The sequence below is a fragment of the bacterium genome (genome assembly GCA_023382385.1).
Classification (GTDB): Bacteria; Electryoneota; RPQS01; order RPQS01; family RPQS01; genus JABWCQ01.
The window spans coordinates 128,680-152,823 of record JAHDVH010000001.1 but is presented as its reverse complement, the minus strand read 5'-3'; the positions used below and the strand labels follow the sequence as shown (position 1 = coordinate 152,823).

The following is a 24,144-nucleotide window of genomic DNA, read 5'->3' as shown; positions in this document are numbered from 1 at the left end:
TCTTGATAAGTGATCGGTCAAACACGATTAACTCTTCCGTCCATTCATCGCCATGCCACGCCCTATGGTCTTCCACTTGCTTGGAACTGTCTGACTTCTGGCTTCGCTGAAGTTCAACTCCATCTTAAACTCCCTGTTCGCAGCTGCAATGACCCCGGGCAGCCACGTTGGCACAGCTTCCTCCTGCGAAATGTAGTCTCGATATGCTGGCAGCAATACACGCTCGACAGTTCCTGTGTCAAAGTTTCCGGATCGAAACTCGTCACGGTTGAGTACAAACCTGCAGAAACCGATATTGGTCATTACTCCTGCAATGCGATAGTCCGAGAGCGCACGTGACATCCGTTCGATTGCCGCCTCTCGGTTCTCACCATATGCTATCAACTTCGAGATCATCGGGTCATAGAATCTGCTGATCTCTGCTCCCTCGTACATGCATGTATCCTCACGAAGACCCGGGCCCACAGGTGGACGCCACAGGGACAGCGTGCCTGTTGAGGGCAAGAAGCCCTCAAGAACCTCCTCGGCATACACTCGGACTTCTATAGCGTGCCCACGAGCCTGAATCTCATTCTGGGTGAAAGGAATCTTCTTGCCTCGCGCAATCTCGATCTGCAATCGAACGAGATCAAGGCCAGTTACAGCTTCAGTAACAGGGTGCTCTACCTGAAGTCGTGTGTTCATTTCCAAGAAATAGAAGTCTCCACCCTTGTCAAGAAGAAACTCGCAGGTACCTGCGTTTATGTAGCCACAAGCCTTAGCGGCAAGTACTGCGGTTTCCCCAATTCTTGCTCTTAATTCCGGCGATACAGCAGGAGAAGGAGCCTCTTCAATTATCTTTTGATGACGTCTCTGCATCGAACACTCGCGCTCGCCAAGATACACAACATTCCCAAAACTGTCAGCAAAAATCTGAACCTCTATATGCTTTGGCGCTTCAAGATACTTTTCTATGTATACTGCTGCGTCTCCGAATGCAGCTTGCGCTTCCCTTTGTGCAGCAGCAAGAGCACCTTCCAATTCATGATCCTCGCGAACCACACGCATTCCCTTGCCCCCGCCTCCAGCGGCAGCCTTTAGCAGTAACGGATAGCCAACTGAACGAGCGAACTGGATCGCTTCGCCGGCATCCGAAACCGCTCCCCTCGTGCCCGGAACGACGGGAACGCCTGCGTTCAGCATCAATGCACGAGCCTCTGTCTTTGATCCCATTGCGCGTATCGCAGCAGGTGGAGGTCCAATCCATGTAAGATTCGCTCTCTCGACTTTCTCTGCAAATACGGAGTTCTCTGAAAGGAATCCATAGCCCGGGTGAATTGCATCGGCCCCCGACTCAAGTGCCGCGCAAATGATCTTATCCTGCGCGAGGTAGCTCTCCGCGGGAGTTGATCCACCGAGTGAGACAAATTGATCTGCTTCTCGTACATGCAAAGCTTCACGGTCTGCATCCGAGTACACAGCAATTGTGTTGAGTCCCATTTCACGGCAAGTGCGCGCGATACGTACCGCGATTTCGCCTCTGTTAGCGATCAAGACTGACTTCATGAAACTGCTGAACTATTTTGTCCCAAGTATCTTTCGATACTTATGTTTATCGGAAGTCTAATTGATTCTCCCGACTTATCATGAAAAAAGACGCATCCATGCGCAAGAATGTAGCGGAGAATGTCACGCGTCAGCTCCACATCCTTTTTACAATAATCGGATACGCGCTCAATCTCGCCACTCTTAAACCACGTCAAGGACTGTAGACCATCCGCGCTCTTTCTGACACCAAGCGTCGCGTTTGCGATGGAATCCAGCTTCAGACGGCCACCACGATGCATAACAATCACCTCAAGCAAATCCAGTGTTGGCAACAGGTGGAGAGATTCAAAAGTGTACCCTCGCAAAACCTCATAGTCAAACTTCTTGACATTGTAACCACAGACAAGGTCAGCTCGTTTCAAGTGTGCCAGCAGTTCCTCCACTTCGTGCTCCAGATAAGCCGTCGTTTCGCCAGTCACGCTGTCCCACACTGCAGCAACGGCAAGACGCATCTGCCTGGCCTGCTTCCATCCCCCGACATCGTCTGCAGAAAGTTGTGTTTCAAGGTCAAACACTAGAACGCGTTTGTCTGCAGGAATGTCTTGAGGTGCCCAGACAGGAGAATCTGTGACTCTGTCTCTCGTGTGATTCAGGTCGAGCTGAACAGGCTCTGCGGCATTCTGCGTTTCACACAACAGCATTTGGATTGCTCGTGTTGCACCTACCTTGTCAAGCGGACGATTTCCCGAACCGCACTTCGGCGACTGCACGCATGACGGACAGCCCTCCAAACATGTGCAACGGGAAATTAGATCACCTGTCTTTGCAAGAAGATCTTCAAGCGCATCATACATGCATTCCGATATACCGACGCCGCCCGGATAACCATCGTAAAAGAACACTGCACCGTTTGGAAGCTGAGGATGCTTCGTGAAGCTAATTCCGCCAAGGTCGTTTCGATCGCACAACGCAAGAAGGGGCGTCAAGGAAATTGCGGCATGCTCAATAGCATGGATGGAACCCATGAAGTGATTTTCAGTTTCTGCAAGCACTTCCTGCATGGAAGCAGGCAGCTCTATCCAACAGCCAATAGTCGTAAAGCTCTGTGGCGGCAAAGTCAGCGGTTCGACGGATAACAGTTCCTGGGAATAGAGTCTTCGACGCTCGTATGCAACATAGTGCTCAGTTACCTTAAGCACACCAAGACGAGCGACAAAAGAGCCAAGTGTCCGCGTTTCACGCACATCAAGAATTTCAGTTTCCTTTTGAGTCCTGACCATTGTGTACGTTGGACTTTGGTGAGGCGTTACATGCACCTCTCTCCTGACAATGTCCAAAGATGTAACGCAATAGGGTTCACCTCGATGCAGATATACCGCGCCGTCATGACACTCCCTGAATACGGAATTACCGGAAATGGTGCCGATCTGAGCATGCTTTAAAATACTCGTGTCAATAATTCCGAAAACCCCACCAACATTTCGCAAGTCCACAGCTGCGTGCGGTCTCGGCCGCCCAGGGAACCATTGCTTTCCGGAAGCGCTCTTGAGTAACGCTCGTTCATGCTCAAGCTCAGCAAGAATTGTTGAATACTCAGCGACTTCGATGTAAGGATCATCAGCCATTAAAGGGATCTCAGCAGCAGCCGCAGGCAAATGCTGACGTAAAATGTGCTCATTGTCGCGATTGATAAGAGCCCGCTCCAACGGACGAGTGAGAAGGCTTTCAGCTTTACGGGCGAAGTACTGGTCGAGTTGGTCGCTTCCCGCGACAAGAATAACTGCTGCTCGATTTTCTCTCCTCCCAACTCGACCAGCACGCTGCCATAATGACATCATGCTGCCGGGAAATCCCGCGAGAATACACACATCCAGGCCGCCGATATCGATCCCTAACTCCAATGCACTTGTCGAGACAACACCATCAAGGTCGCCTGACGCGAGACCTTTTTCAATCCTTCTACGCTCCTCCGGAAGAAATCCAGCTCTGTAGGAACTCACACGCTTGGCGAGCTCAGGTCTTGACTCTTTTAGTGATCTATATATGATCTCTGTTGCCACTCTCGATTTCGTGAATGCAATAGTCTTCAATCCCGCGTCTAACGAGTGTGTCAGCAACTTTGTAACTGCATTTGTGAGCGAGGTATCCGTAGCATTCACCAACCAGAACTCACGGGGAGGGCTTGGGGCACCTGAATCCTCAATGATGTCCATCTGCTTTCCAGTCAGAATACTTGCAAACTCCAAAGGATTCGCGATGGTTGCCGAAAGGCAAATGAACTGAGGCTTTGCACCATAATAGTGCAAAAGACGTCGAAGTCTTCTTAGCACTTGAAGAATGTGTGATCCGAAGACGCCTCGATAGGCATGCAGTTCGTCGATCACAATATACTTCAGTTGTCGAAGATACTTCTCCCAACTATGATGGTAAGCCAGAATGCCCTGATGCAGCATGTCTGGATTCGTGATCAAGATGTTCGGCGGATGCTTCTTGATTCGTTGCCGTTCAACGGGCGAAGTGTCCCCGTCGAAGACTCCGAGGGAAAAGTCTATCTTGCCCCGAAGCTCTTCCTGCCACTTACGGAGCTTTGCTGCTTGATCCTGTTCAAGCGCTTTTAATGGAAACAAAAGCAACGTAGTTGCATGGGGGTCGGCTGTCAAGTGGTCAAGGATCGGCAGAATGTATGTCAGCGACTTGCCACTTGCGGTTGGTGTTACCACCACAAAGTCTTTGCCGTGGCGCGCAATGTCGATAGCGACCGCCTGGTGAGCATACAACTGCGAAACGTCGAACGCTTTGAGTGCCTTTTCTATTGGTTCTGCTAAACGCTCTTTTGGTTTCTGATAGACAGCAGCACGTCCGGGCAGCACCTGAGTGTGAACGATTGCTGTCCTTAGCAGTGAGTCGTGCTCAAGTCTTGTCGTCAACCGCTCTAGTTGCATCGTCTGGATCCAGCCATTTTCCGGGATGCTTGACCTTACGCTTGTACGCGTTTGGCTTCGGTTCCACTTTGGGCGGTTTCGTAGGCAGAGGAATTCTCTTCTTGGGAACCTGGTTCTTCTTAGCGGAAGCTGCGCCCACTAACACCCTTAAATCCACTTATTGTCAATATAAAACCTGTATGTCTTGTCCACGACAGTCTCAATGTCATCCCTGCAACGCATACCCCACGTGCGAAACATCTTCTCGTCACTGCATGTCCAGCCGTCGGCGACTATCTCACGTACTTTGTCCGCACCCAAGAGAACGGGTTTGCCGCTCACTTTCATTTGAATTTCACCCAAGCATCCAATCGCTCTTGCTATCATTTCAGGCACGATCACACGAGTGCACTTCCTGCCCGTATTAGCATGAAAAGCGCGAGCCACTTCACACCACGCAACGGGTTCAGGCATCGTTGCGAAATAGGTTTCGCGAACGCCTACCATTGTTGTGGACGCTGTGACGATGAACTGCGCGAGGTCCTCAACACCTATAAGGCTATACTGTCTTGAACGAAAACCAGCTTGTGTATATAGGTGCCACGAATGCATCATCTTGAATAGCGGAACAAATTGTTCATCGCGAGGTCCCATGACAGCCGGGGGTCTAATAATGATCCACTCTGCTGCCGACAATTCCTCGCGAACTGCTATTTCACCAGCAAGTTTGCTCCGCCCGTACGCAGTAATCGGCTGCGGCGGATCAAGTTCTGTTAGTGCACGGCCCTCTTTTGACGGTCCACACGCGGCAAGCGAAGAGCAATAGACGAAGCGACGTACACCTGCACTTTCGCTGGCGCGGGCAATTGTTGCTGTTGCCTCGCCATTCGCGGCATGGTAATCGCTCTCTCTTACAGCTTTCGTCAGTCCCGCACAGTGAATTACACAGTCGACCGAGTGAACGGCACTGCGTACTGAGTCACTATCCGTGATGTCCCCAACGCAAATCTCGAATTGCGCCGACTTCAGCCAGCGAATTCGACTCGGGTCTCTAACAAGTAAGCGGACTTGGAAGTCCGCCTGAAGCATTTGCTCTGCAACATGGCTGCCTACGAAACCTGTTGCTCCCGTGATTAATGCTCTTGGCTTCAAGTGAGAAAGAGTCTCAGAAATGCCGGTGGCATGCGTTTGGGTCTTCCGTTATGATCGGCAAAGCAATGTTCGGTATATCCTCGTGCAACAAGCGCATTGTTCGAGGACTGTCGGACAAGATAGTCAAAGCGAACCCTTGCACCGTAGGTTCGTAACTCCGTGTCAATTTCCAGTTCATCTTCATACTTCGCGCCACTTACATAGGAACAACCCGTCTCTATTACAGGTAGCCTCATGCCCTCTTCGTCCTCGATCCGCCTGTAAGATTTCCAGACTTCACGGATCAGTTCTGATCTTGCCACCTCAAAGTAATGGAAATAGCACGCATAGTAAACCCATCCCATCGCGTCGGTTTCCGCGTATCGCACGCGAACTCTGCTGACAAACCGCAGCACATTCGAATTATGACTCGAGGAAGTATCCGATTCGCTCATACTTTCGGTGTCGGGCTTCAAGCAGTTTTTGCCGGGATTCGCCAATCAGTTCTGGCAACGTGCTCAATATTCTATCCTTGATCCTCTTCGCGATCTCATCATAGTTTTCGTGTGCACCGCCGGCAGGTTCAGGTATAATGCCATCAATGATGCCAAGCTCAAGCAAATCGTCTGCAGTAAGCTTAAGCGCTTCTGCCGCCTGTGCAGCCTGACCTGCATCACGATAGAGGATAGACGCGCAACCCTCTGGGGAGATGACCGAGTAAATAGAGTACTCCAGCATGAAAATGCGGTCGGCAACAGAAATTGCGAGTGCACCCCCTGATCCCCCTTCACCAATTACAAAAGTCATAATCGGAACTTCAAGACGTGCCATCTCATATAGACTACGGGCAATGGCTTCTGCCTGGCCACGCTCCTCAGCACCTAATCCGGGATACGCACCAGGAGTATCTATGAACGTCACGACTGGGAGGCGAAACTTTTGAGCCAGCGATAGAAGGCGAATTGCCTTGCGGTAGCCTTCCGGATTCGCCATACCAAAATTTCGATAAATGTTCTCTTTAGTGCCTCGTCCCTTTTGATGACCCATAATGACGAGTTGAAAGCCTTCCATTTCGGCAATTCCGGATACAATCGCATGATCGTCAGCAAAACATCGATCGCCGTGAAGTTCGAGAAAACTTGAACAAATGCGTTCGATGTAGTCCAAAGTATATGGTCTCCGAGGGTGGCGGGCAAGCTGGACCTTCTGCCAGCGCGTGAGCTTTGAAAAGACCTCTTCGCGCATGCGAGTAGCCTTCTTCTGCATGCGCTCAATTTCAACTGCGAAATTTGACATGCCAGAGCTAGCAGCAAGAGCACGCATTTCTTCGATCTTATGCTCCAGCTCGACAATCGGCTTCTCAAACTCAAGTACGAAAGTACTGGCAAAGGACTTCGCCGCCCCTGATGTGCCGTTCGGCATCACGGTGCCCGTTACCTTGGCTTTATCTTGAACGTTTGTGCTGCTCATAAAATACCCTCATCCAAAGAGGACTTGGCCGTCCCTAACTTAATGTCCAACAAATTTCTCCAGCCACTCGCGAAAGCGAATCCCCATGTGAACTACTCCGAACATCCATCGCGGTAGCGTCGTCAAATGCTTATTCATGTAAAGATGCATCGCGTGATAAAATTCTCGATTCGCACGCGACGTGTCTTGCTTCATGCTGTGGCCACCGATGTGGCGCACTCGCGAGGAGGGCACAAACCAAGTTTCGCGTCCAAGATTGGCCAGCCTTTTGCAGAGGTCGATATCTTCACCAAAGAGAAAGAAGTCTTCGTCGAAACCTCGAAGTGCCTCAAAGTCATCTTTTCGAATACAAAGGCAAGCGCCTGAGACACAATCCACTATCGCTTCCCGGTCAAATCCCAGCCAATGCAATGAGTAACTCGAGAAAGTGCGGCTTGCTGGAAACAGGCGATCGAGATAGAACAGCCGACCAAGTGCATTCCATGGCGTAGGAAAACCCCTTCTGCACGCAGGGTCTGGAGTGTCACTCTTATTGTAGATTACCGGCCCACAACAACCGGCACTGGAGCGCGCATCAAGAATACTGATGAGTTCGGGAATGGTTCCACAGTCGACAAAAGCGTCGGGATTCAAAAAAAGAAGGTACGATCCACGCGCAAGTGATGCCCCGATGTTGCAGGCTTTGCCAAATCCAAGGTTTGCTGGATTCTGAACAAGGCATACATCCGGATGGTGTTCTTCAAGCAGCCTAATTGAGCCGTCTGATGAGAGGTTGTCGACTACGACAACGTTTTCAATCCATCGAGCTGAAGTCTCGTTAAGTGCAGCAAGGCAATATCCTATCGTCTCTGAGGAATTGTAGCTGACAATAACAACAGATACGCACGGTCGCGCATCCATCTACAGCTTGCCAAGAATTGACTTCATTCTAAGTTTCCAGACCATCCAAACCGCTTCTCGAATAATTGCCTTAGACATTTTCGATTTGCCGTAACGCCGATCCACAAATATTATCGGAATCTCAATGTATCGAAATCGCTTCTTCCACGCCTTGAAGTTCATTTCTATTTGGAAACTGTACCCATTCGATCTGATGTTGTCAAGATCAATCGACTTCAGAACACTCGTTCGAAAGCACTTAAAGCCTCCTGTCGGATCTTTGATCGGCATGCCTGTTATGATCCTGGTGTAGTAAGAGGCGAAGTAGCTTAGCATCAGGCGTGACAGAGGCCAATTCACGACCGAAATACCATTCACGTATCGAGACCCCAACACAAAGTCAAATTCCTGAATCTTCTCAAGAAACTGCGGAATCATGGCTGGATCATGCGAGAAATCGGCATCCATTTCAAACACTGCTTCGTATCCGAGATCAATTGCATACTTGAAGCCAGCGACATAGGCCGTCCCCAGGCCAAGTTTGCCTGATCTTGTGAGCAAATGCAACCTCGGTTCATCGGCCTGCAAAGACTTGACAATACTTGCCGTCCCATCCGGCGAGTTGTCATCAACGACCAATATGTCAACGCCACCTTCTTGCGCAAGGACGGCTCGGATGATCGCTTCGATACCTTCCCGCTCATTGTAAGTCGGGATGATCACCAGCGACTTCAAATCTTAGAGCCCGCCAGCTTGAAAGCACGCAGCTTGTCTCTAATCTCCTGCCTCTTAATCGAAATCATCTGAGCTGCAAGTATAACGGCATTGCGGGCCCCCGCCTTGCCTATTGCCACAGTCGCAACGGGAACACCCGTTGGCATCTGCACGGTCGAAAGCAGGGCATCTAGTCCTCCAAGTGTCGAACCTGCGCCGGGCACTCCGATTACGGGAAGCACGGAGTGAGCCGCACACGCGCCTGCCAAGTGCGCTGCCATTCCAGCGCACGCTATAAGCACGTCTGTTCCCTCTTGCTCTGCCTGGTGAAGGCGGCTTCGCAAGCGTTCAGGATCTCGGTGCGCAGAAATCACCTCTATGGACCACGATATTCCGAAATAGTCCGCATACTTTGCGGTTTCAGCAAACTGATCTCGGTCACTCTCTGAACCAAGTAAGATTAGGATATTTGTCCCAGACATGAATAATCCTCTGGCAAGTCTACTTAGGAAATGACCATCCTGACGAAACAGTCAAGATGGTCACTCGTATCCAAGAAAAAGCTTAAAGCTATCGTGAGAAATCGATTGGCGGCGTCACCTTATCGAAATAGAAGCGGAGGCCGAGTTGTCCGTATCCGCCTGAGAGATTCACCTCCCAGGGGCGACTGCCGCCCAGAACGGGTACGCTGCTTCGGACTCCTGCGGAAGACTCATGCGAGAAGTTTGTCACGTTGGCCCAACGTCCGCCAGCACCAAGATAGAGACCGACTCGCTCTGCCAACCCAAGCTCTAAGCCGACTGATCCGATCAGCCCGAATGCGCGTCCAACGGCATCATAGTAGAATCTGCTCGAGAATTCGTCTTGCACCTGCATCTCACAATTATAGTAGGCAAGTCCGACTCCAAAGTTCAAATTCAGGCGCTCTGAAGGATAAGTGACAACTGTGGCTTTCGCATAGAACTCGTTTGCGTGCATGAGGATTTGCCCAGTTGTAAGCGAATCACCTGCACTATTCTCGACAAGATTCTCAACATCGAACAGTGGGTTGAATCCAATCTCCCACATTTGGTGTCTTGCCGGTCGATAAATGAGCGCCAAGTTGCCCATAAACCCTGCATCGGCAGTTGTAGTCGTATTGCCCGCTCGACGGGCAGAAAGATAGTCCGTTGCCAGGGTAATGTCCCCCATGTCATAGATTCCGAAACCACCGCCCATCTGAATGCCATACTTGCGCGGGCTTTCATAGGCAAAACTGGTCGTTGTCACCGACAGTGTCAGCAAGGATGCAATACAAAGGGTTCCCAGAAGTCGGTACATACTCTGCCTCCGAAGTTCGAAAGATTGCGTTAATTTTGCGTTTCTGCCGCTTCTGCGGCTTTGCTATCTCGAGCGGCTAACTTGCCGCGCAAGTCTTCCAATCTGCGACGTGCGCCCGCGTCGTTCGGGGTTGTGACTAACCAGCTCTCCAGCAGCTTCACAGCATCCTCAAGCCTTCCCAAGCGGTCGTATGCCTGAAGCAAGCCGCCGATGGCCTGGCCGTTCCGAGGATCAAGCTGTAACATCCGCTCGAAAAACTCAACCGCCATTCCAGGTGCATCTGACGTATAGAGTGTCGTGCCCGCCTGATACAGCTGTTCCGAAGTCGGGGTTTCCCCAAGTGCTGCGCGGGCAATTTGAGCGGCCCTTGCCGTATCTCCGATCGCGCCAGCGTACATTCCAGCGATCCGCATGCGCGATTCAAAATCAAGGTCTCGGCGTTCTTCAGCCCAATCGAGGCGAAGTCGCAATTCATTGTCATCGCCAACCTCGCTGAACATTCTCCCAATCTGCAGCGACAATTCAATATTGCTGATCGGACGAACTTCCTCCGGGATCTCACGATCCATATACTTCATAATCGCGAGTGCCTTATCACGATTTGACATCTGGTCGAAGTTGGCTATCTGCTCATCCAACGTCCCAAACTTCCTCGGTTCAAAACCTACCGGGTCCGGCTGAGAACGATAGTAATATGCAAGCTGCAGGAAGGCAGAACGGTAATTCTGAAGCAGTTTTGAGACATTGTCATCAAAATGAACGCCAGGATCCGCAATACCCCTGAAACGCCCCTTGAAGGTTTCCAGAAGATGTGTTTTTATCCGCTCTGCATCAATGCCTCGAGTCCCGGCCGGAGTAACTCTGAAGACGAGACCCTCCATCGTCAGAAAATCCCGCAAGCCGATCATATTCGAATTTGCCACTGTGACGGCAAAGTAGATCGACTTGGGGGTTGGAGTCTTGGACGGGTCATAGTTCGTGCGCATGATATCCAGAATCATCTGATCCTGTACACGCAAGAAATTTGGGTCGCGAGGTTCCCCTTGCTTATAGGGAATGTACATCGCGCCCGGTACATCCCAGCTCATGCGCCCCTGTGGGGTATTCAGCTCGACGCGGCGCTTATCTGTCGGCCAATAGCGAGAAAGCAGTGCCTGCGCATCCGTCCCATCAATGTAGCGGTCAATATATGCGTTGTTAAACGAGATCGGGACCTTTGGCTCCCTGTCCCGCAACTGCTTAATGTACCACCCTGTATTCAACAAACTTAAGTTGACCAGCCGGACATCCTTGCGAATTCCCTCTACTTCCTGAAGATACCATACGGGAAATGTGTCGTTGTCACCGTTCGTGAATATAATGCCATTCGGTTCGCACGACATAAGCATGTTATAGCTGTAGTCGAAAGCGACATAACTACCGCTGCGGTCATTCATGGAATAGTTGCGTGCGAGCAAAATGCCCGGAGCGAGGACAATAAGGAGAGCGACCACGCCGGCAAGAGCCTGCTTAGAATTTTTCAACCTCTTCGCCACCCAGTCCAATGCCGCCATAGCACCCACGCCAATCCAAATCGAGAACGCAAAGAACGCACCGACGTATGAATAGTCACGTTCACGCGGTTGCGGGTCATCCTGATTCAGGTAAAGAATCACGGCATATCCCGTCATAAAGAAGAGAGTTGCTACTACCAGCCAACCGGACTTGTCACGAGCATACTGATGGAAAAAGCCTAAGAGTCCCAACAACAGTGGTGCACAAGTCAGTATGGCTAGCCAACGAACCATCCCGCTGGACTGGCCGAACAAGACTGTCAGCGGAGAGTAGACTGGTTCAACACCAGCATCCTGAAACTCGTGTTTCGGCGCACCTTCCCTGCCAACGAACTGCCACAGTAAATAGCGGTTGAACATCTTATTGATCTGATAGTCCCAGAAGAAGTTCCACTCGCTCTTGTAATTCGGGTTACCCTTCCACACTCGAGGAAACATTGCCCTGTCACCGTACTGCTCACGGTTTAGGTAGCTCAGGAAGGCTGCAGGAGTCTCAGGATCGTTCTCATCAATCGGTGGATTAAGTCCCGAGCGAATGTAGATCATGGCATAGCTCGAGTATCCTATAATCACAAGCAGTAGGCCTGCGACGGCAGTGCCGATGATGCCATGTCTATTCTTTGCAGCCCACCAGAAAGCTCCTGCAAGCAAAACAAAGACCGCAAAAGGCGCTAAGAGGCTCTCAAACTTGCTTGCAAGAGTTGGCAGCCACTTCACCACGCCCGGATACACCAAGATAAACAATACGCCCGTCGAGGCAATCATGCCGACGAAGCTCTTCATCTCAAAAGTCCGGCGACGGAAGTAGATGACCAAGGCAATCGCAGGAATGGCCAGAATCATCAACAAGTGCACGCCGGTCGCCAATCCGATAACATACGCAATGAGAAGCAGCCAGCGTTCGTTACCTGGCTCATCAGCCTTTTCGTGCCAGACCAGTATTAGCCATACAACCAAATGTGTCAGAAGCTGGCTCATAGCATAAACTTCCGACTCGACGGCGTTAAACCACATCGAATACGAAAAAGACAGAGTGAGCGCACCTACTGCAGCCGAACCGTAAACTATTATCTTGTCGGTTACAGTCTCTTCCATCCCGCGCAAATGGCGCAGAAGTCGAACAATGATCAAGAAGAGCAAGAGCACAGCGATCGCGCTCGATAGCACCGACATCCACGTCACTCGGACAGCTATGTCAGGCGATACAGGAAGAATTGAAAAGACGCGGCCGACGAGCAAGAATAGCGGCGAGCCTGGCGGGTGGGGGACTGAAAGTGTATACGAACAGGCAGCAAACTCACCACAATCCCAAAATGATACGGTATCTGCCATCGTCAAAGAGTAGACAATGAGGGAAACCGAGAAAACCGCGGCAGCACACCACCATTTAATGCTAAATTTCACAGGCTCAGGTTCAGTTTACTGTAGGTCGTTTGTTTCTTAACAAAGTAACGATATACTATGCTAATCGGAATAATCACGTGGTCAAGCTGTGCGTCACGGAGTCGCCGCATTCGCTGCACTGCGCGACGCTTTGACCAAATCGCCGGCGTATTCACAAGGATGTAGGCGTGCGCCCACAAAACCGCGACTGCCCTTTTTGCCTCGCCCTGGAAGGGGGAAGTCAATACTGCAAGCCAGTCGAGCAGGATCCGAACAGGCAGGCGTTTCAGCAATCGGGCGGTCCCATAATTCTTTATCATCATCGCAAGGCTATTGCGGTGGTTCAAATACATCTTCCGAATTCTATTCGCTGACAAGGCAGCACCCGCCCAATGATAGACAGTCCCTGCCGGAGCCACTGCAACTTTGAATCCGGTCAACCACAATCGCCAACAAAAGTCCAACTCCTCCATGTGCATGAAGAAGTCCTCGTCCAATCCTCCTGCTTCAACGAAGCAATCTCGCCGAACGATAAGGGCAGCTCCAGTGGCCCAGAAGACTTCATGGATATCGTCGTACTGGCCATGGTCTTCCTCGGTCGTGTGGAACAAACGTCCTCGAACGAAAGGAAAACCGTACGCGTCAATGAATCCACCCGAGCCGCCTGAATACTCGAACTTTGAGTGATCTTGATAGGCCTTCAGTTTCGGCTGAACAGCTCCAATGCGCGGATCAGACTCCATGAGGTCGACTGCTGGACTCAGCCAATCTGGCTCGACCTCAACATCAAAGTTCAAAAGAACACAATACTTACCATTAGACTGCGGGACTGTTCGATTATACGCCCCACTATAACCCCAATTCTCTTCCAACTCTAGGATCTGAACATCTGGATAGCTGCCGCGCAAGAGGTCAAGGCTTCCATCAGTAGAGCCGTTGTCGGCCACAATAATCTCAAAAGGGTGGTATTCCGTGCGCGACAGAGAGTCCAAGCACCTTGGAAGAAACTCTAAACCATTGTAATTTAGAATAATGATGCTGACCAGTGGGCGAGGCGGCATCGGCCCCCGTTAGGCGGGAAATATAAGAAAATAAGGAATATCCGAGGAATTGTCAAGCTTATCCCCGAATGTCAATCACGTGATCTATCGTAATTCAATCACCACTATGGACGCATCGTGGTAGCCTCTCGTCATAGCGACTCGATAGAGAGAATCTGCTTCGGCGCGGGTTGCCACTTCCCCCAAACGTACTCTATAATAAGGGTTCTCAAATTTTAGTGTGCCGGGCAAGCCTATTGACGTAGAGGCTCGCGCTGCCGTAGTCGTTGCTTTGGCTCGATCAAGGTACGCACCAATCTCGAGTGCATAGCCGAAGACAACAGCGGATTGAACTGGCTGCACCAGTAGCTCAATCTCCGGCGTCTCTTGAAACGCTGAAAGTGAGTCGTTGACCGACAATGGAGCTTGGCCATTCGGATCCATGACTTCGGCTTTTGTAGGGAGCGATTCGTTCACCTCCGCCGAGTCCGCATTTGATTTGAATACGTCGGGACCAAGTGACCATGGGTCAACCAGCAATGAGTCTTTAGCAACACTGTCTGTGTCCTGTTCTGCAACTCCCTTTCGGGAAGCGAAAGGACTGAATCCAGCACACGAAGACAAGACTCCAGGCATGATTGCGAGAACTATTGCGTATCTAAATCTTTTCTGCATATTCGCGAGGCATCCAGCCTTTGCGGCCGTCAGCAAGGACGACTTCAACCCAACTCGAAAGTTCTTCGCCAAGTGTAACTTTTGTGCCCTCGTGCAACGCAAACAATGGCGTCGACACTTCCGAAGGGCTAGAATAGATATCGACTTTCTCGGCCATCACTATCGCCTGCGCAACCGTCACTGCGCTACTCCTCCACACGTACCATGCGCCACCTACTCCAAGCAAAACCAGCACCGTAATCGCTCCACGCAGAGACCACGCGCGCAAGGATCCAGACCCCAGTAAGTAGCCACCAAACAAGACCGCAGTTACCAGATTCAGAATCAACAACGCGTTTAGCAGCCAACCCGGTGATAGTGCATCACGGATGCGGTCCGCATAGTGCCAAATTCCGAGGCGAGGCAAGGGCGTGATCTGATCGATTATCCCACGGTTGGCGAGTATTAGGTTATGTTGCGTGTCGCGATCGAACGGTTGATATCTCAATGCGCGTTCGTAATGCAATATTGCCTGTGGCAAGTTCCCCAATCGAAAGTGGGCGTTCCCCAAATTGTATTCGAGCGCACCGCTGCTCTCACCACTATCCACAATTCTCTGCCAATGCTGAATGGCTGCTTCCCACTTGCCGTCTTGGTACGCGGCAAGTCCCGCATCGAAAGACGCATTTCCAAGCGCCACACCGAATGCCGTGAACAGATTGAATAGAAGTACAATGACACTCCTCACGACCTGACCTCGACTTCGTTGCCAAGTTGAGCAATAACACTCTCCACACTCTTAAGCGACGCAGAAACATCTGCTGTGGAAGGCCTCCCTCCTGCATAACGCGCACGCTCGCTGATATCCAAAGCGCTACGCAAGGATTGCCATTGATCGAAGCTCTGCCCTTTCGACAACCACTGCTCTTCCCAGTCGCTTGTAGTGTGAGTCGACGCAGCAAGACCAGTCCATTCCGTGAGGATTATCTGCACACTCTGAATCAACAGACGAGTCGCATCTTCAACATTGCCGGCACCCACCAGCTTTTCAGCCTGGTCTATCATGCGTCTTGAGTTACGAAGCACGCGTCTGCGGCGAACAGGAATGGTCCGACTTAGCACAGCACTACGGCGCGTAAATACGGCAAATCCGGCCAAAGCGAACCACGGAATGGAAATCGCAATCCAAAATCCCGCACTCTGATGCGGAAGTGCTCCAGTCTTAACAAGCTTCCCCTGATCAGACTTCGCAAAGGCAATATCCTGCCCAATGGAACGCACTTCACGCTTCGTCTCGAATGGCATTGAGCCATCACTACTGCGACCTCGCTCAACTTCGATAGACAGTGGTTCAGTTTCGGCTATCTCAAACTGTTTGGTCTGCGGATCAAAGAAAGTATAACTTAAAGACGGAATTGTTTGCACACCGGCAGCCCTTGGGATCAGTACGTACTCCAGAGTCTTGGTTCCGGAGATCCGGTCCGGACCACGCTTTATCTGGTCCGTTGATCTGGGTTCAAATGTTTCAAAATCAGGCGGGAAACTGATCTTAGGCACTGGAAGTGTTCGGATATTGCCAGTTCCGCGTATCTGCACGGTCAGCGTTATTGCATCATTTGACGCGACTCGTTGTTTGTCGACCCGTGCCGTCGCAGTGAACCTGCCTACTGCGACTTCGCCGAGCGGCCTTCCATCCGGCAGTGGCTTGATATTGAGCTTCAAAGCACGTGATGAGACTTGCACTGATTCTCGTCGTCGCCCAAGGCTAAAGAATGGATCATCCATAAAGGGATCGCGCCCTCGTCGTGATGCCTGTCGCCTCTCTACCTGTACGACTGCGGTGAGCGGATCAACCGTCAACTCACCGGCCGTTGTTGCAAACAATGCGACTTTGCGAAAGACGATCGACTTGTAACTCATACCATCCACAATTTCATCTCGAGGAACGAGTTGATTAGGCAACTCAAACTCCTCGGTCCAGAAGCCAGTGGCTTTGGGCAGCTCTTTGATCTCGGGCGCAAAGATGCTTGTAGAGAAGTACATCTTGTAAGTCAGGACGATCTGTTCCCCTATGTAAGCATCTCTCTTGTCTGGTATCACTTGAATGAACACCTCCTGGCGCTCATTTCCCGTGCGCTCCCCAGCTGCCACTATCGATATGGTCAACGGCGAGGTGGAATACCTCTTGCCCTGGTAGACGATTTCTACAGCTCCAAGAACCGCAGGACCAGGTGCAGTTCCTTGCAATATATAGGTGAAACTCTTTGACGATGACACACGGCCGTTGATTATGCTCGTTTGGGTTGATGTGGACGGCCCCCCAATAAGACTTAAGTTTGTCAATTGTTTGGGCTGAGGTGTCGGCAGACCAGATGCTGCGCCTTCGAAGGTGAATGTCACTTCAAATGGTTCATTAACGGGCACAGACGTTCGACTCGGTTTTGCCTGGAAGCTGTACTGAGCCATGGCAGACTGTGAAGCCAAAAGCACAAAGATAAGAAATCGGATCATCACCAATCTCGCTCTTTCTTCTTCTTCGAGACAGCTTTCGCCTTGCGAACCTCTTCCAACGTCTTTTGTTCGCTCTGCAGCAGCGCATTGAGAAGCTGCTCGGCCTCTTCCTTAGTCATCTGCTGTGGCTGTGGCCGGCTTTGCTGTGCTTCTGTTGAATCGCCTTGCTGGTTCTCTTGCGAACCTGGTTGTTGCTGCTGCTGTTCTTGTTGACTATCCTCTTGCTTTTCGGACTGCTCTTGTTGCTGCCCATTCTGGTCTTGTTTCTGCTCCTGATTTTTGTCCTGACTCTGATCTCGTTGTTGATTCTCTTCCTGCTGGTTCTGGTCTTGCTGCTGCTCTTGTTCTCGTTTCAAACGTAGTGCAAGTTCGAGATTTACCTTCGCGTCCTGATCGGCCGGATTCTGACGAAGTGTTTCAACTAAAGCGCCTATCGCCTTATCATAGTCTTGTGCAAGAATACTCGCGGTTCCCATGTTATAAAGGGTGCTCGAGAGCATGCTGCGCCCTTTAATTGTATCAATTGCGGCGCTGTAGAGTTGTTGCGCGCGCTCGAATTCGCCTGCATCAAACAATGCGTTACCAAGATTGTACATGACCACGGCGGTGTCGGCCTCGTTCTCAAGCGCTTTCACATAGTGATACTGCGCCTCATCCAACATTCTAGCCTTCGCCGCATCATTTCCTTTTTTGACCTCTGTTGACGGTAGCGCCCCGAACGCAGTAGCAGCCCATATCAAGACGATGAGTGCTTTCACGATCTTGCCCTCCTTAGACTGCCAAAACCTGCAAACTGACCCGCGCGCTCACCAATCAGGAGTTCAAGCAGCAATAAGAGAAATGCAGGAAACACGAAGAATGCATAACGATCCTCATAAGCTGTGAACTGCATTTGGCCAAACTCAGTCTTCTCCATCCTGCTAAGATCATCCCAAATCCGATCAAGCTCCTTCCCGCCAGGAGTGGCCCTCACATACTCTCCGCCACCAATGTCGGTTAGCTCCATCAAATGCTGTTCATTCAGACGGGTTATAATCACTTGCCCTTGTGCGTCTTTCTTATAGCCGGCATTTCGGCCAGTGGTGTCTTTCAAGGGGATTGGCGCTCCCTGCGGAGTTCCCATTCCAATTGCGTATAGAATGATGCCTTGATTGCGAGCCTCCTGCGCAGCTTCAATCGCTGCAGGTTCATGGTCTTCACCGTCGGTTATGATCACAAGAACCCTGCTCTTCGACTTCTCGTCATTCTGGAACGACTGAATTGCCATTTGAATAGCTTCTGCAAGTGCAGTTCCCTGCTCGGGAACGATTGCTGTGTTCAGAATCCGAGTCAGGAGTTTAGCAGCTCCATAGTCCGTCGTTAGTGGGCAATGATAGATTGCAGCCCCTGCGAACGCAATTAAGCCGACGCGGTCGCCTTTCAGACCGTTAATGAACTTCTGGATTGAGTACTTTGCACTCTCTAACCTCGATGGAGCATAATCCTCGCAGAGCATGCTGTTGGAAAGGTCAATAGCAATCATGACATCCACGCCCTCGCGTTTTACTTCCTCGAGTTTTGTTCCGATTTGCGGGCGTGCAAGAGCCAGCAAGAGTAGAATCGCTGCAGTCAACCATAGGCCCATTCTCATCCACTTTCGCGCGCTACTCCGGCCATATGCTACTCGGGAAAGCAGGGGTTCAGGGATGATTGAATGCATCTTTGATCGAGCGCGAAGAAGTACGAAGGACCAGAAAGCGCCAAGAACCGGAACAAACAATAGCAGCCAGAGAAAGTGCGGTGCAGCGAAGCGTATCATGGCAGTTTTCGGAACCACGTCAGGCCAAGAAGAGCTTCTAACGCAAGACAAAGTATGGCCGACGTCAACCATGGCCCAAATAGCTCGGCGACTTCCTTATACTCTTCAACCTGAATCTTTGTGCGCTCGAGTTGATCGATCACTTCATAGATCTCTGCCAGACTTTTGTCATCCGTCGCTCGATAATAGCGTCCACCAGTCTGATTCGCGATCTCCGTTAACATCTCTTCATCAATGTTAACCTGCACATTCTGGTAGCGCTTCCCGAAAACCGTTTCGACCGGATAAGGCGCCACACCGCGCGTGCCGACACCTATTGTATAGATACGAACGCCCAAAGCTCGTGCAGCCTGAGCAGCGGTCAACGGGTCAATTTCGCCACGGTTATTCTGCCCGTCTGTCAATAATATGATCACTTTCGACTTTGCATCTGAGTCGCGGAGTCTGTTGATTGAGGTCGCCAAAGCCGTACCGATCGCAGTGCCATCCTCGACCATTCGCATTTGAATCTGCCCTAAAAGGCTGAGCAAGACCTTGTGGTCCGTCGTGAGGGGCACTTGCGTGAAACTTTCAGCAGCAAATGGGACTACTCCGATACGATCGTGAGTCCGTAGCTGAACAAAGCTTGCCGCGACACGTTTAGCCGCCTCGAGACGATCGGGCTTCAGATCCTCGGCGGCCATCGAAGTCGAAATATCGATACACAGGACAATATCAATTCCCTCGATCGAGCGTTTGCTCTCCGTATCGAACGCCTGTGGCCTAGCAAGTGCAACAATAAGCAGTGACATGCCTGCAACTCGTAAGACAAACGGAGCGTGCCTTAACCGGACGCGCACCGTGCGCGACATTCCCCCAATGTGCGAAAGTGTCGGAAACCTAATGTCAGTGCGAAGATACTGTTCCCGAAAGAGATACACATACGTAACCAAGGGAATCAGCAGAAACAGCCAGAAGAATTCGGGATTCGCGAATTTCATGCTGCTTGTTTCTCCGTCGCATCTTCTTCGTGTGGACGAGTGAGTTCTACAAGACGAAATCCTGTGTCCAAAATCTTCGCACAATCAGAAAGTGAAGGCACTTCCTTTGCGAATTTTACCAAGTCCGCCTCAAAAAGGATTGGCAAGAGTTCCTGCCGCCAGCACGTGGGCAATTCTTCCCGCTTGAATTCAAGGGATAATTCATGAGTAGTCATCTCAAGTGCGGGAAATGAATAGTTGCCTTCTAAGTATCGCCGCATGATTTCAGAGAATTCACTGTAATGCTCTTTGACCATTCCTCTATCCGGATACTTCTTGTCCCGCAACGAAATTAGCTCCCTCAAAGCAAGTTCCGCAGGAGGTAGCTGCGGAAGGACTTGCTCCTTGATTCCTTGCTTAGTCCGCCTACGCCACCAAATGAAGGCAAACAGTAAGGCAGCCGCTCCGAGCGCGATGGCCACCCAATGTGCGTATTCCCGCCATAAATCGGCAAATCGAAGTGGATGCTCAACATACGGCTTTATTGGCCTGGGTGTAGCCGCAGTGTCGTCAAGGAGTGACACAACTTGAATGTGCCTCTCATCCGAGAGAAATGTGTCCAGCGGCTGTCCTGAGCCATATGCTACCACACGCAGTGCCGGCACATCGAACGCACCTGTATCAAAGAGTGCTGCGTGAAACACAATTTCACCGCCGCTTTCTGGCGCGATCTGACGCTTGCCGGGAAGGACGCGCAACGGGACGCCCTTCGGTTCAAGGATTTCCACGCTGTCACATGGGGTGATCTTCACTCTATACTCAATTGGATCGCCAACATGGATTTGAGCGGAGGCGATTGCTGCACCCAAAAACATGAATTCCAGAACCAACAATGTTCGCTCGATACCATGCAGCTTCATCTTCGCTGCTCGCGCCTCTTAAACATTGTGACAAGGCTCCGCACGTAGTCCTCAGCAACATTTAGACTTGCATAGTCCGCACCGGACCGTTGCATCAACTGCTTTACACTTTCCTGCCAGAGTCTGAATTCCGTTTGTAAGATCTTTCGTCCACTTGTCGACGACGTATCTATCCACAGAGAAGCCCCTGACTCTGCATCATGAAGTTTCACTAATCCTGATTTGGGCCATGAGGTTTCGCGAGGATCTGTGAGGTGCAAAGCCATTAAGTCATGTTTACGCGCACAGACTCTCAAGGGCCGGACATAATCCTGATCAATGAAGTCAGATATCAGAAAGACGATCGCTCGCTTCTTCAGAACGTTCAGCATGTACTCAAGAGCGACGTTGAGGCTTGTGCCGCTCCGCTTCGGTTCAAAAGTTATGAGTTCGCGAAGAATTCGCAATATATGCGAACGACCTTTGCGTGGCGCAATGAACTTCTCAACATGATCTGTGAACAGCAGTAATCCAACCTTGTCATTGTTCTTAATTGCGGAGAAAGCGAGCACGGCTGCGAGTTCGGCCGCGATGTCCATTTTCAGCGCACGCCCCGAACCAAAGAGTGAAGAGCTTGACACGTCACAAAGAAGCATCACGACAAGTTCTCTCTCTTCTTCAAAAAGCTTGACGTGGGGCCTTCCCGTTCGCGCAGAGACGTTCCAATCAATCGTTCGGACATCGTCACCGATTTGATACTCTCTTACCTCAGAGAAATTCATGCCGCGCCCTTTGAACACGGCATGGTACTCTCCAGACATGACTTCATTCACCAAGCCTCGAGTCTTAATCTCGATCTGGCGGACTTTGCGTACTATCTCACGAGTCTCAAGCACGGGTTACGGGACCTCTACAGCGCCAAAAATCTTTTCAACAATGGCCTCGCTCGAGACTTCCTCCGCCTCCGCTTCATACGTAACCCCAATCCTGTGGCGCAGAACGTCCATGCCGATCGCCCTAATATCTTCAGGCACTACATAGCCGCGATGCCTTAAGAAAGCGTGCGCTCGCGCAGCTTTCAAAAGAAAGATTGAGGCACGCGGAGAGGCTCCGTACTGGATCAGCGGTTTGAGCTCAGGCAACTTGTGGTGCTCCGGTTGCCGACTCGTGAAAACTATGTCAAGCACGTAGTCTTCTATCTTAGGATCCACGTAAATTGACTCTACAAGTCCACGTATGCGAAGCAGTTCTTCTGGCGTGGCGACTGGGTTGATGGCCTGCAGCTCACTGCGCGAGAATGTGCGCATGATGCGCGCTTCTTCATCACGGCGTGGATAGTCAACTTTTACCTTCAGCATGAATCGATCGACCTGCGCCTCAGGCAAGGGGTAGGTACCTTCCTGCTCAATCGGGTTCTGTGTCGCGAGAACCAGAAATGGCTGTGGAAGCGGATATGTGTGTTCGCCGATGGTAACCTGTTGCTCTTGCATTGCCTCTAAGAGAGCGGACTGCACTTTTGCAGGTGCACGGTTAATTTCATCTGCGAGCACGAAATTCGAGAATACCGGCCCCTTCTTGGTCGTAAAGTTCCCATCTTTCTGATTGTAGACAAGCGTGCCAACAAGGTCTGCAGGAAGCAAGTCTGGAGTGAACTGAATCCGCTGGAAGTGTGCAGAAACGGTAGACGCAAGCGTCTTGATAGTCAGTGTCTTTGCCAACCCGGGTACACCTTCCAACAGGACGTGGCCATTGCTGAACAATCCAATCAGAAGCCGTTCGAGCATTGGTTTCTGACCGACTACTAACTTCCCTGCCTCTGTGAGAATGCGATCCGCGAGTTCTGCTTCCCGCTCAATCCGGAGGGTGAGTTCTCGAATATCCGCGTCCATACAAGTTGCTACTTTCCAATTTGTTACAATTCAAAATACCTGTTCTCTGAAAGTAACTCGCAAACCGCTCTACGAGTTCCGGCAATCCGACAAAAAATTAGACCCCCTCTCGGGGATCTAAGTGGCATGATCAGCAAGAAATCTTCTTGACTAACCTTGAGGTGCTGATGCCGAATCCGGCGCAGCAAGGATCTTGTTGAGCTCGTCTATCTCATTCACATCCATTCCCAGGTGGTCCAATTCCCACTGAGCGTCCTTTACCAATTGATCGTTTGGATAGCTCTTGATGAAGGACTGATAGGCTTCTTTCGCCATGGCCACATTCTTTATGTGGTTGGCGTACAAATAGCCAATCATAAACTGGCATTTAGGTGCATACGATGACTTTGGGTACTTTTGGACAAGTTCCTCGTATGCCTTGATCGCAGTGGGGAAGTCGCTTTGTTCCTGAGCCGCAGTAGCTTTGTCGAACAATTCTTGCTCAGTAGGTCCGGATTGGCAGCCTGAAAACGAACCAACGGCCAGCAAACCTGCAACTAGGCAAAGCGCAAGCGTTACTTGTCTCATCTCAATTAACCTCTTTATTTCTAAAATCTTAAGACTATCCAGGTGGCCAGCGAAAGTCCCTTCCCCCAAGTAAATGCAGATGGAGATGCGGGACCGACTGCCCTGCGGACTCTCCGTCATTTATCACAACTCTATAGCCTCGTTCCGATAACCCTTGCATCGCTGCAACATCACGTGCCGCACTTAGAAGTCTGCCTAACAACTCACTGTCGTTTGTTGTAGAATCTGAAAGCGCTGCCAACGGTTTCTTTGGAATGATCAGGACGTGTACTGGTGCCTGCGGGTTAATATCTCTAATAGCTATTAAGTCTTCTGTTTCCAGAATCTTATCCACAGGAATCTCGCCCGAAATCATTCGGCCAAAAACGGTCTGTCCCATTTGCCTCAGGCCTTCGCATCCCTCATGGCTCTGACTTTCAACTTCTTTCGACGGAGTTTCCGACGGTGCACCATCTTCATGATCGTCTTGTTGCGGCTCATGTTGTCCTCTTTTAGCCTTGATTTTGCCTTAAATAGTTCAATATATATCTTGCGAGCCACATTTTCAAGCTTTGCGTCAGTTTTTTGCACTCTTCCATGTTCCTAATCCCTTGACAAGTTCAAGGATTTTCTGTAGATTCCGGCTTATTTCCGGAGTAGCTCAGCGGTAGAGCGGGTGGCTGTTAACCACTAGGTCGGGGGTTCGAATCCCTCCTCCGGAGCATTTAGGTCACCGTCATGCGGTGACCTTTTTTGATTCTCCGCAGGCTGGACTCTGGGAGATAGTTCATTCGCCGTGACCTGACTCCTGGATGGCAGAACGAGCCTTCTATTGCGCCGAAGTGCCTTCCCCCATACCACGGATTTTCGAGCTTCGCGCCAAAGATGAAGGCTTTGCGTCACCGCTCGTCCCCACTTGGAACAAGGTGAGGATCAGCTGACTTAGCGGG

Annotated in this window: 22 protein-coding genes and 1 tRNA gene; 1 reads left to right on the top strand and 22 read right to left on the bottom strand. The window is 50.8% G+C overall.

Annotated elements, in window-relative coordinates; genetic code table 11:
• Positions 1-27: 27 nt before the first annotated feature.
• The 22 genes from KJZ99_00645 to KJZ99_00540 form a co-directional block, all read right to left on the bottom strand.
• Positions 28-1,545 (bottom strand): acetyl-CoA carboxylase biotin carboxylase subunit, encoded by a 1,518-nt coding sequence (locus KJZ99_00645; GenBank protein MCL4304406.1) that lies wholly within the window; start codon positions 1,543-1,545, stop codon positions 28-30.
• Positions 1,542-4,469: a DEAD/DEAH box helicase gene (locus tag KJZ99_00640; protein MCL4304405.1), complete on the bottom strand. Its 2,928-nt coding sequence runs from the start codon at positions 4,467-4,469 to the stop codon at positions 1,542-1,544. Before KJZ99_00640 ends, KJZ99_00645 begins: the two co-directional genes overlap by 4 nt.
• Positions 4,470-4,616: 147 nt before the next feature.
• A complete protein-coding gene (locus tag KJZ99_00635) occupies positions 4,617-5,600 on the bottom strand; it encodes an NAD-dependent epimerase/dehydratase family protein (GenBank protein ID MCL4304404.1) in 984 nt (327 codons plus the stop codon).
• Positions 5,597-5,968 (bottom strand): acyl-CoA thioesterase, encoded by a 372-nt coding sequence (locus KJZ99_00630; GenBank protein ID MCL4304403.1) that lies wholly within the window; start codon positions 5,966-5,968, stop codon positions 5,597-5,599. The genes KJZ99_00635 and KJZ99_00630 overlap by 4 nt, the downstream gene beginning before the upstream one ends.
• 34 nt (positions 5,969-6,002) lie before the next feature.
• The gene (locus KJZ99_00625; protein MCL4304402.1) at positions 6,003-7,001 is read right to left on the bottom strand and encodes an acetyl-CoA carboxylase carboxyltransferase subunit alpha; all 999 of its coding nucleotides are present in this window, start codon (positions 6,999-7,001) and stop codon (positions 6,003-6,005) included.
• Between the two features lie 87 nt (positions 7,002-7,088).
• Positions 7,089-7,949, bottom strand: coding sequence for a glycosyltransferase family 2 protein (locus tag KJZ99_00620; GenBank protein MCL4304401.1), 861 nt, complete (start codon positions 7,947-7,949; stop codon positions 7,089-7,091).
• Positions 7,950-8,663 (bottom strand): polyprenol monophosphomannose synthase, encoded by a 714-nt coding sequence (locus KJZ99_00615; GenBank protein MCL4304400.1) that lies wholly within the window; start codon positions 8,661-8,663, stop codon positions 7,950-7,952.
• Positions 8,660-9,124: a 5-(carboxyamino)imidazole ribonucleotide mutase gene (gene purE / locus KJZ99_00610; protein MCL4304399.1), complete on the bottom strand. Its 465-nt coding sequence runs from the start codon at positions 9,122-9,124 to the stop codon at positions 8,660-8,662. Before purE ends, KJZ99_00615 begins: the two co-directional genes overlap by 4 nt.
• An 88-nt stretch (positions 9,125-9,212) precedes the next feature.
• Entirely contained in the window at positions 9,213-9,962 is a 750-nt protein-coding gene (locus KJZ99_00605) for a hypothetical protein (protein ID MCL4304398.1), read from the bottom strand.
• Positions 9,963-9,991: 29 nt separating this feature from the next.
• Complete coding sequence (locus tag KJZ99_00600; GenBank protein MCL4304397.1) at positions 9,992-12,919, bottom strand: DUF2723 domain-containing protein; 2,928 nt, start codon at positions 12,917-12,919, stop codon at positions 9,992-9,994.
• The gene (locus KJZ99_00595; protein MCL4304396.1) at positions 12,916-13,959 is read right to left on the bottom strand and encodes a glycosyltransferase family 2 protein; all 1,044 of its coding nucleotides are present in this window, start codon (positions 13,957-13,959) and stop codon (positions 12,916-12,918) included. Before KJZ99_00595 ends, KJZ99_00600 begins: the two co-directional genes overlap by 4 nt.
• An 84-nt stretch (positions 13,960-14,043) precedes the next feature.
• On the bottom strand, positions 14,044-14,574 hold the full coding sequence (locus tag KJZ99_00590; protein ID MCL4304395.1) for an SPOR domain-containing protein: 531 nt from the start codon (positions 14,572-14,574) through the stop codon (positions 14,044-14,046).
• Between the two features lie 22 nt (positions 14,575-14,596).
• The gene (locus KJZ99_00585) at positions 14,597-15,340 is read right to left on the bottom strand and encodes a tetratricopeptide repeat protein (GenBank protein MCL4304394.1); all 744 of its coding nucleotides are present in this window, start codon (positions 15,338-15,340) and stop codon (positions 14,597-14,599) included.
• Positions 15,337-17,103 (bottom strand): BatD family protein, encoded by a 1,767-nt coding sequence (locus KJZ99_00580; protein ID MCL4304393.1) that lies wholly within the window; start codon positions 17,101-17,103, stop codon positions 15,337-15,339. The genes KJZ99_00585 and KJZ99_00580 overlap by 4 nt, the downstream gene beginning before the upstream one ends.
• Positions 17,103-17,861 (bottom strand): hypothetical protein, encoded by a 759-nt coding sequence (locus KJZ99_00575; GenBank protein MCL4304392.1) that lies wholly within the window; start codon positions 17,859-17,861, stop codon positions 17,103-17,105. The genes KJZ99_00580 and KJZ99_00575 overlap by 1 nt, the downstream gene beginning before the upstream one ends.
• Positions 17,858-18,901: a VWA domain-containing protein gene (locus KJZ99_00570; GenBank protein MCL4304391.1), complete on the bottom strand. Its 1,044-nt coding sequence runs from the start codon at positions 18,899-18,901 to the stop codon at positions 17,858-17,860. Before KJZ99_00570 ends, KJZ99_00575 begins: the two co-directional genes overlap by 4 nt.
• Positions 18,898-19,881, bottom strand: a complete 984-nt coding sequence (locus KJZ99_00565; protein MCL4304390.1) for a VWA domain-containing protein — start codon at positions 19,879-19,881, stop codon at positions 18,898-18,900. Before KJZ99_00565 ends, KJZ99_00570 begins: the two co-directional genes overlap by 4 nt.
• Positions 19,878-20,780 carry a hypothetical protein gene (locus tag KJZ99_00560; GenBank protein MCL4304389.1) on the bottom strand — a complete coding sequence of 301 codons (903 nt, stop codon included), beginning with the start codon at positions 20,778-20,780 and terminating at the stop codon, positions 19,878-19,880. The genes KJZ99_00565 and KJZ99_00560 overlap by 4 nt, the downstream gene beginning before the upstream one ends.
• Positions 20,777-21,580 carry a DUF58 domain-containing protein gene (locus KJZ99_00555; GenBank protein MCL4304388.1) on the bottom strand — a complete coding sequence of 268 codons (804 nt, stop codon included), beginning with the start codon at positions 21,578-21,580 and terminating at the stop codon, positions 20,777-20,779. The genes KJZ99_00560 and KJZ99_00555 overlap by 4 nt, the downstream gene beginning before the upstream one ends.
• A gap of 78 nt (positions 21,581-21,658) precedes the next feature.
• The gene (locus tag KJZ99_00550) at positions 21,659-22,648 is read right to left on the bottom strand and encodes a MoxR family ATPase (protein MCL4304387.1); all 990 of its coding nucleotides are present in this window, start codon (positions 22,646-22,648) and stop codon (positions 21,659-21,661) included.
• Positions 22,649-22,798: 150 nt separating this feature from the next.
• Complete coding sequence (locus tag KJZ99_00545) at positions 22,799-23,215, bottom strand: tetratricopeptide repeat protein (protein MCL4304386.1); 417 nt, start codon at positions 23,213-23,215, stop codon at positions 22,799-22,801.
• 34 nt (positions 23,216-23,249) lie between these two features.
• The gene (locus KJZ99_00540) at positions 23,250-23,594 is read right to left on the bottom strand and encodes a histidine triad nucleotide-binding protein (protein MCL4304385.1); all 345 of its coding nucleotides are present in this window, start codon (positions 23,592-23,594) and stop codon (positions 23,250-23,252) included.
• 250 nt (positions 23,595-23,844) lie between these two features.
• Between KJZ99_00540 and KJZ99_00535 the strand changes: the two genes are divergently transcribed.
• A tRNA-Asn gene (locus tag KJZ99_00535) sits at positions 23,845-23,916 on the top strand.
• Positions 23,917-24,144 lie beyond the last annotated feature (228 nt).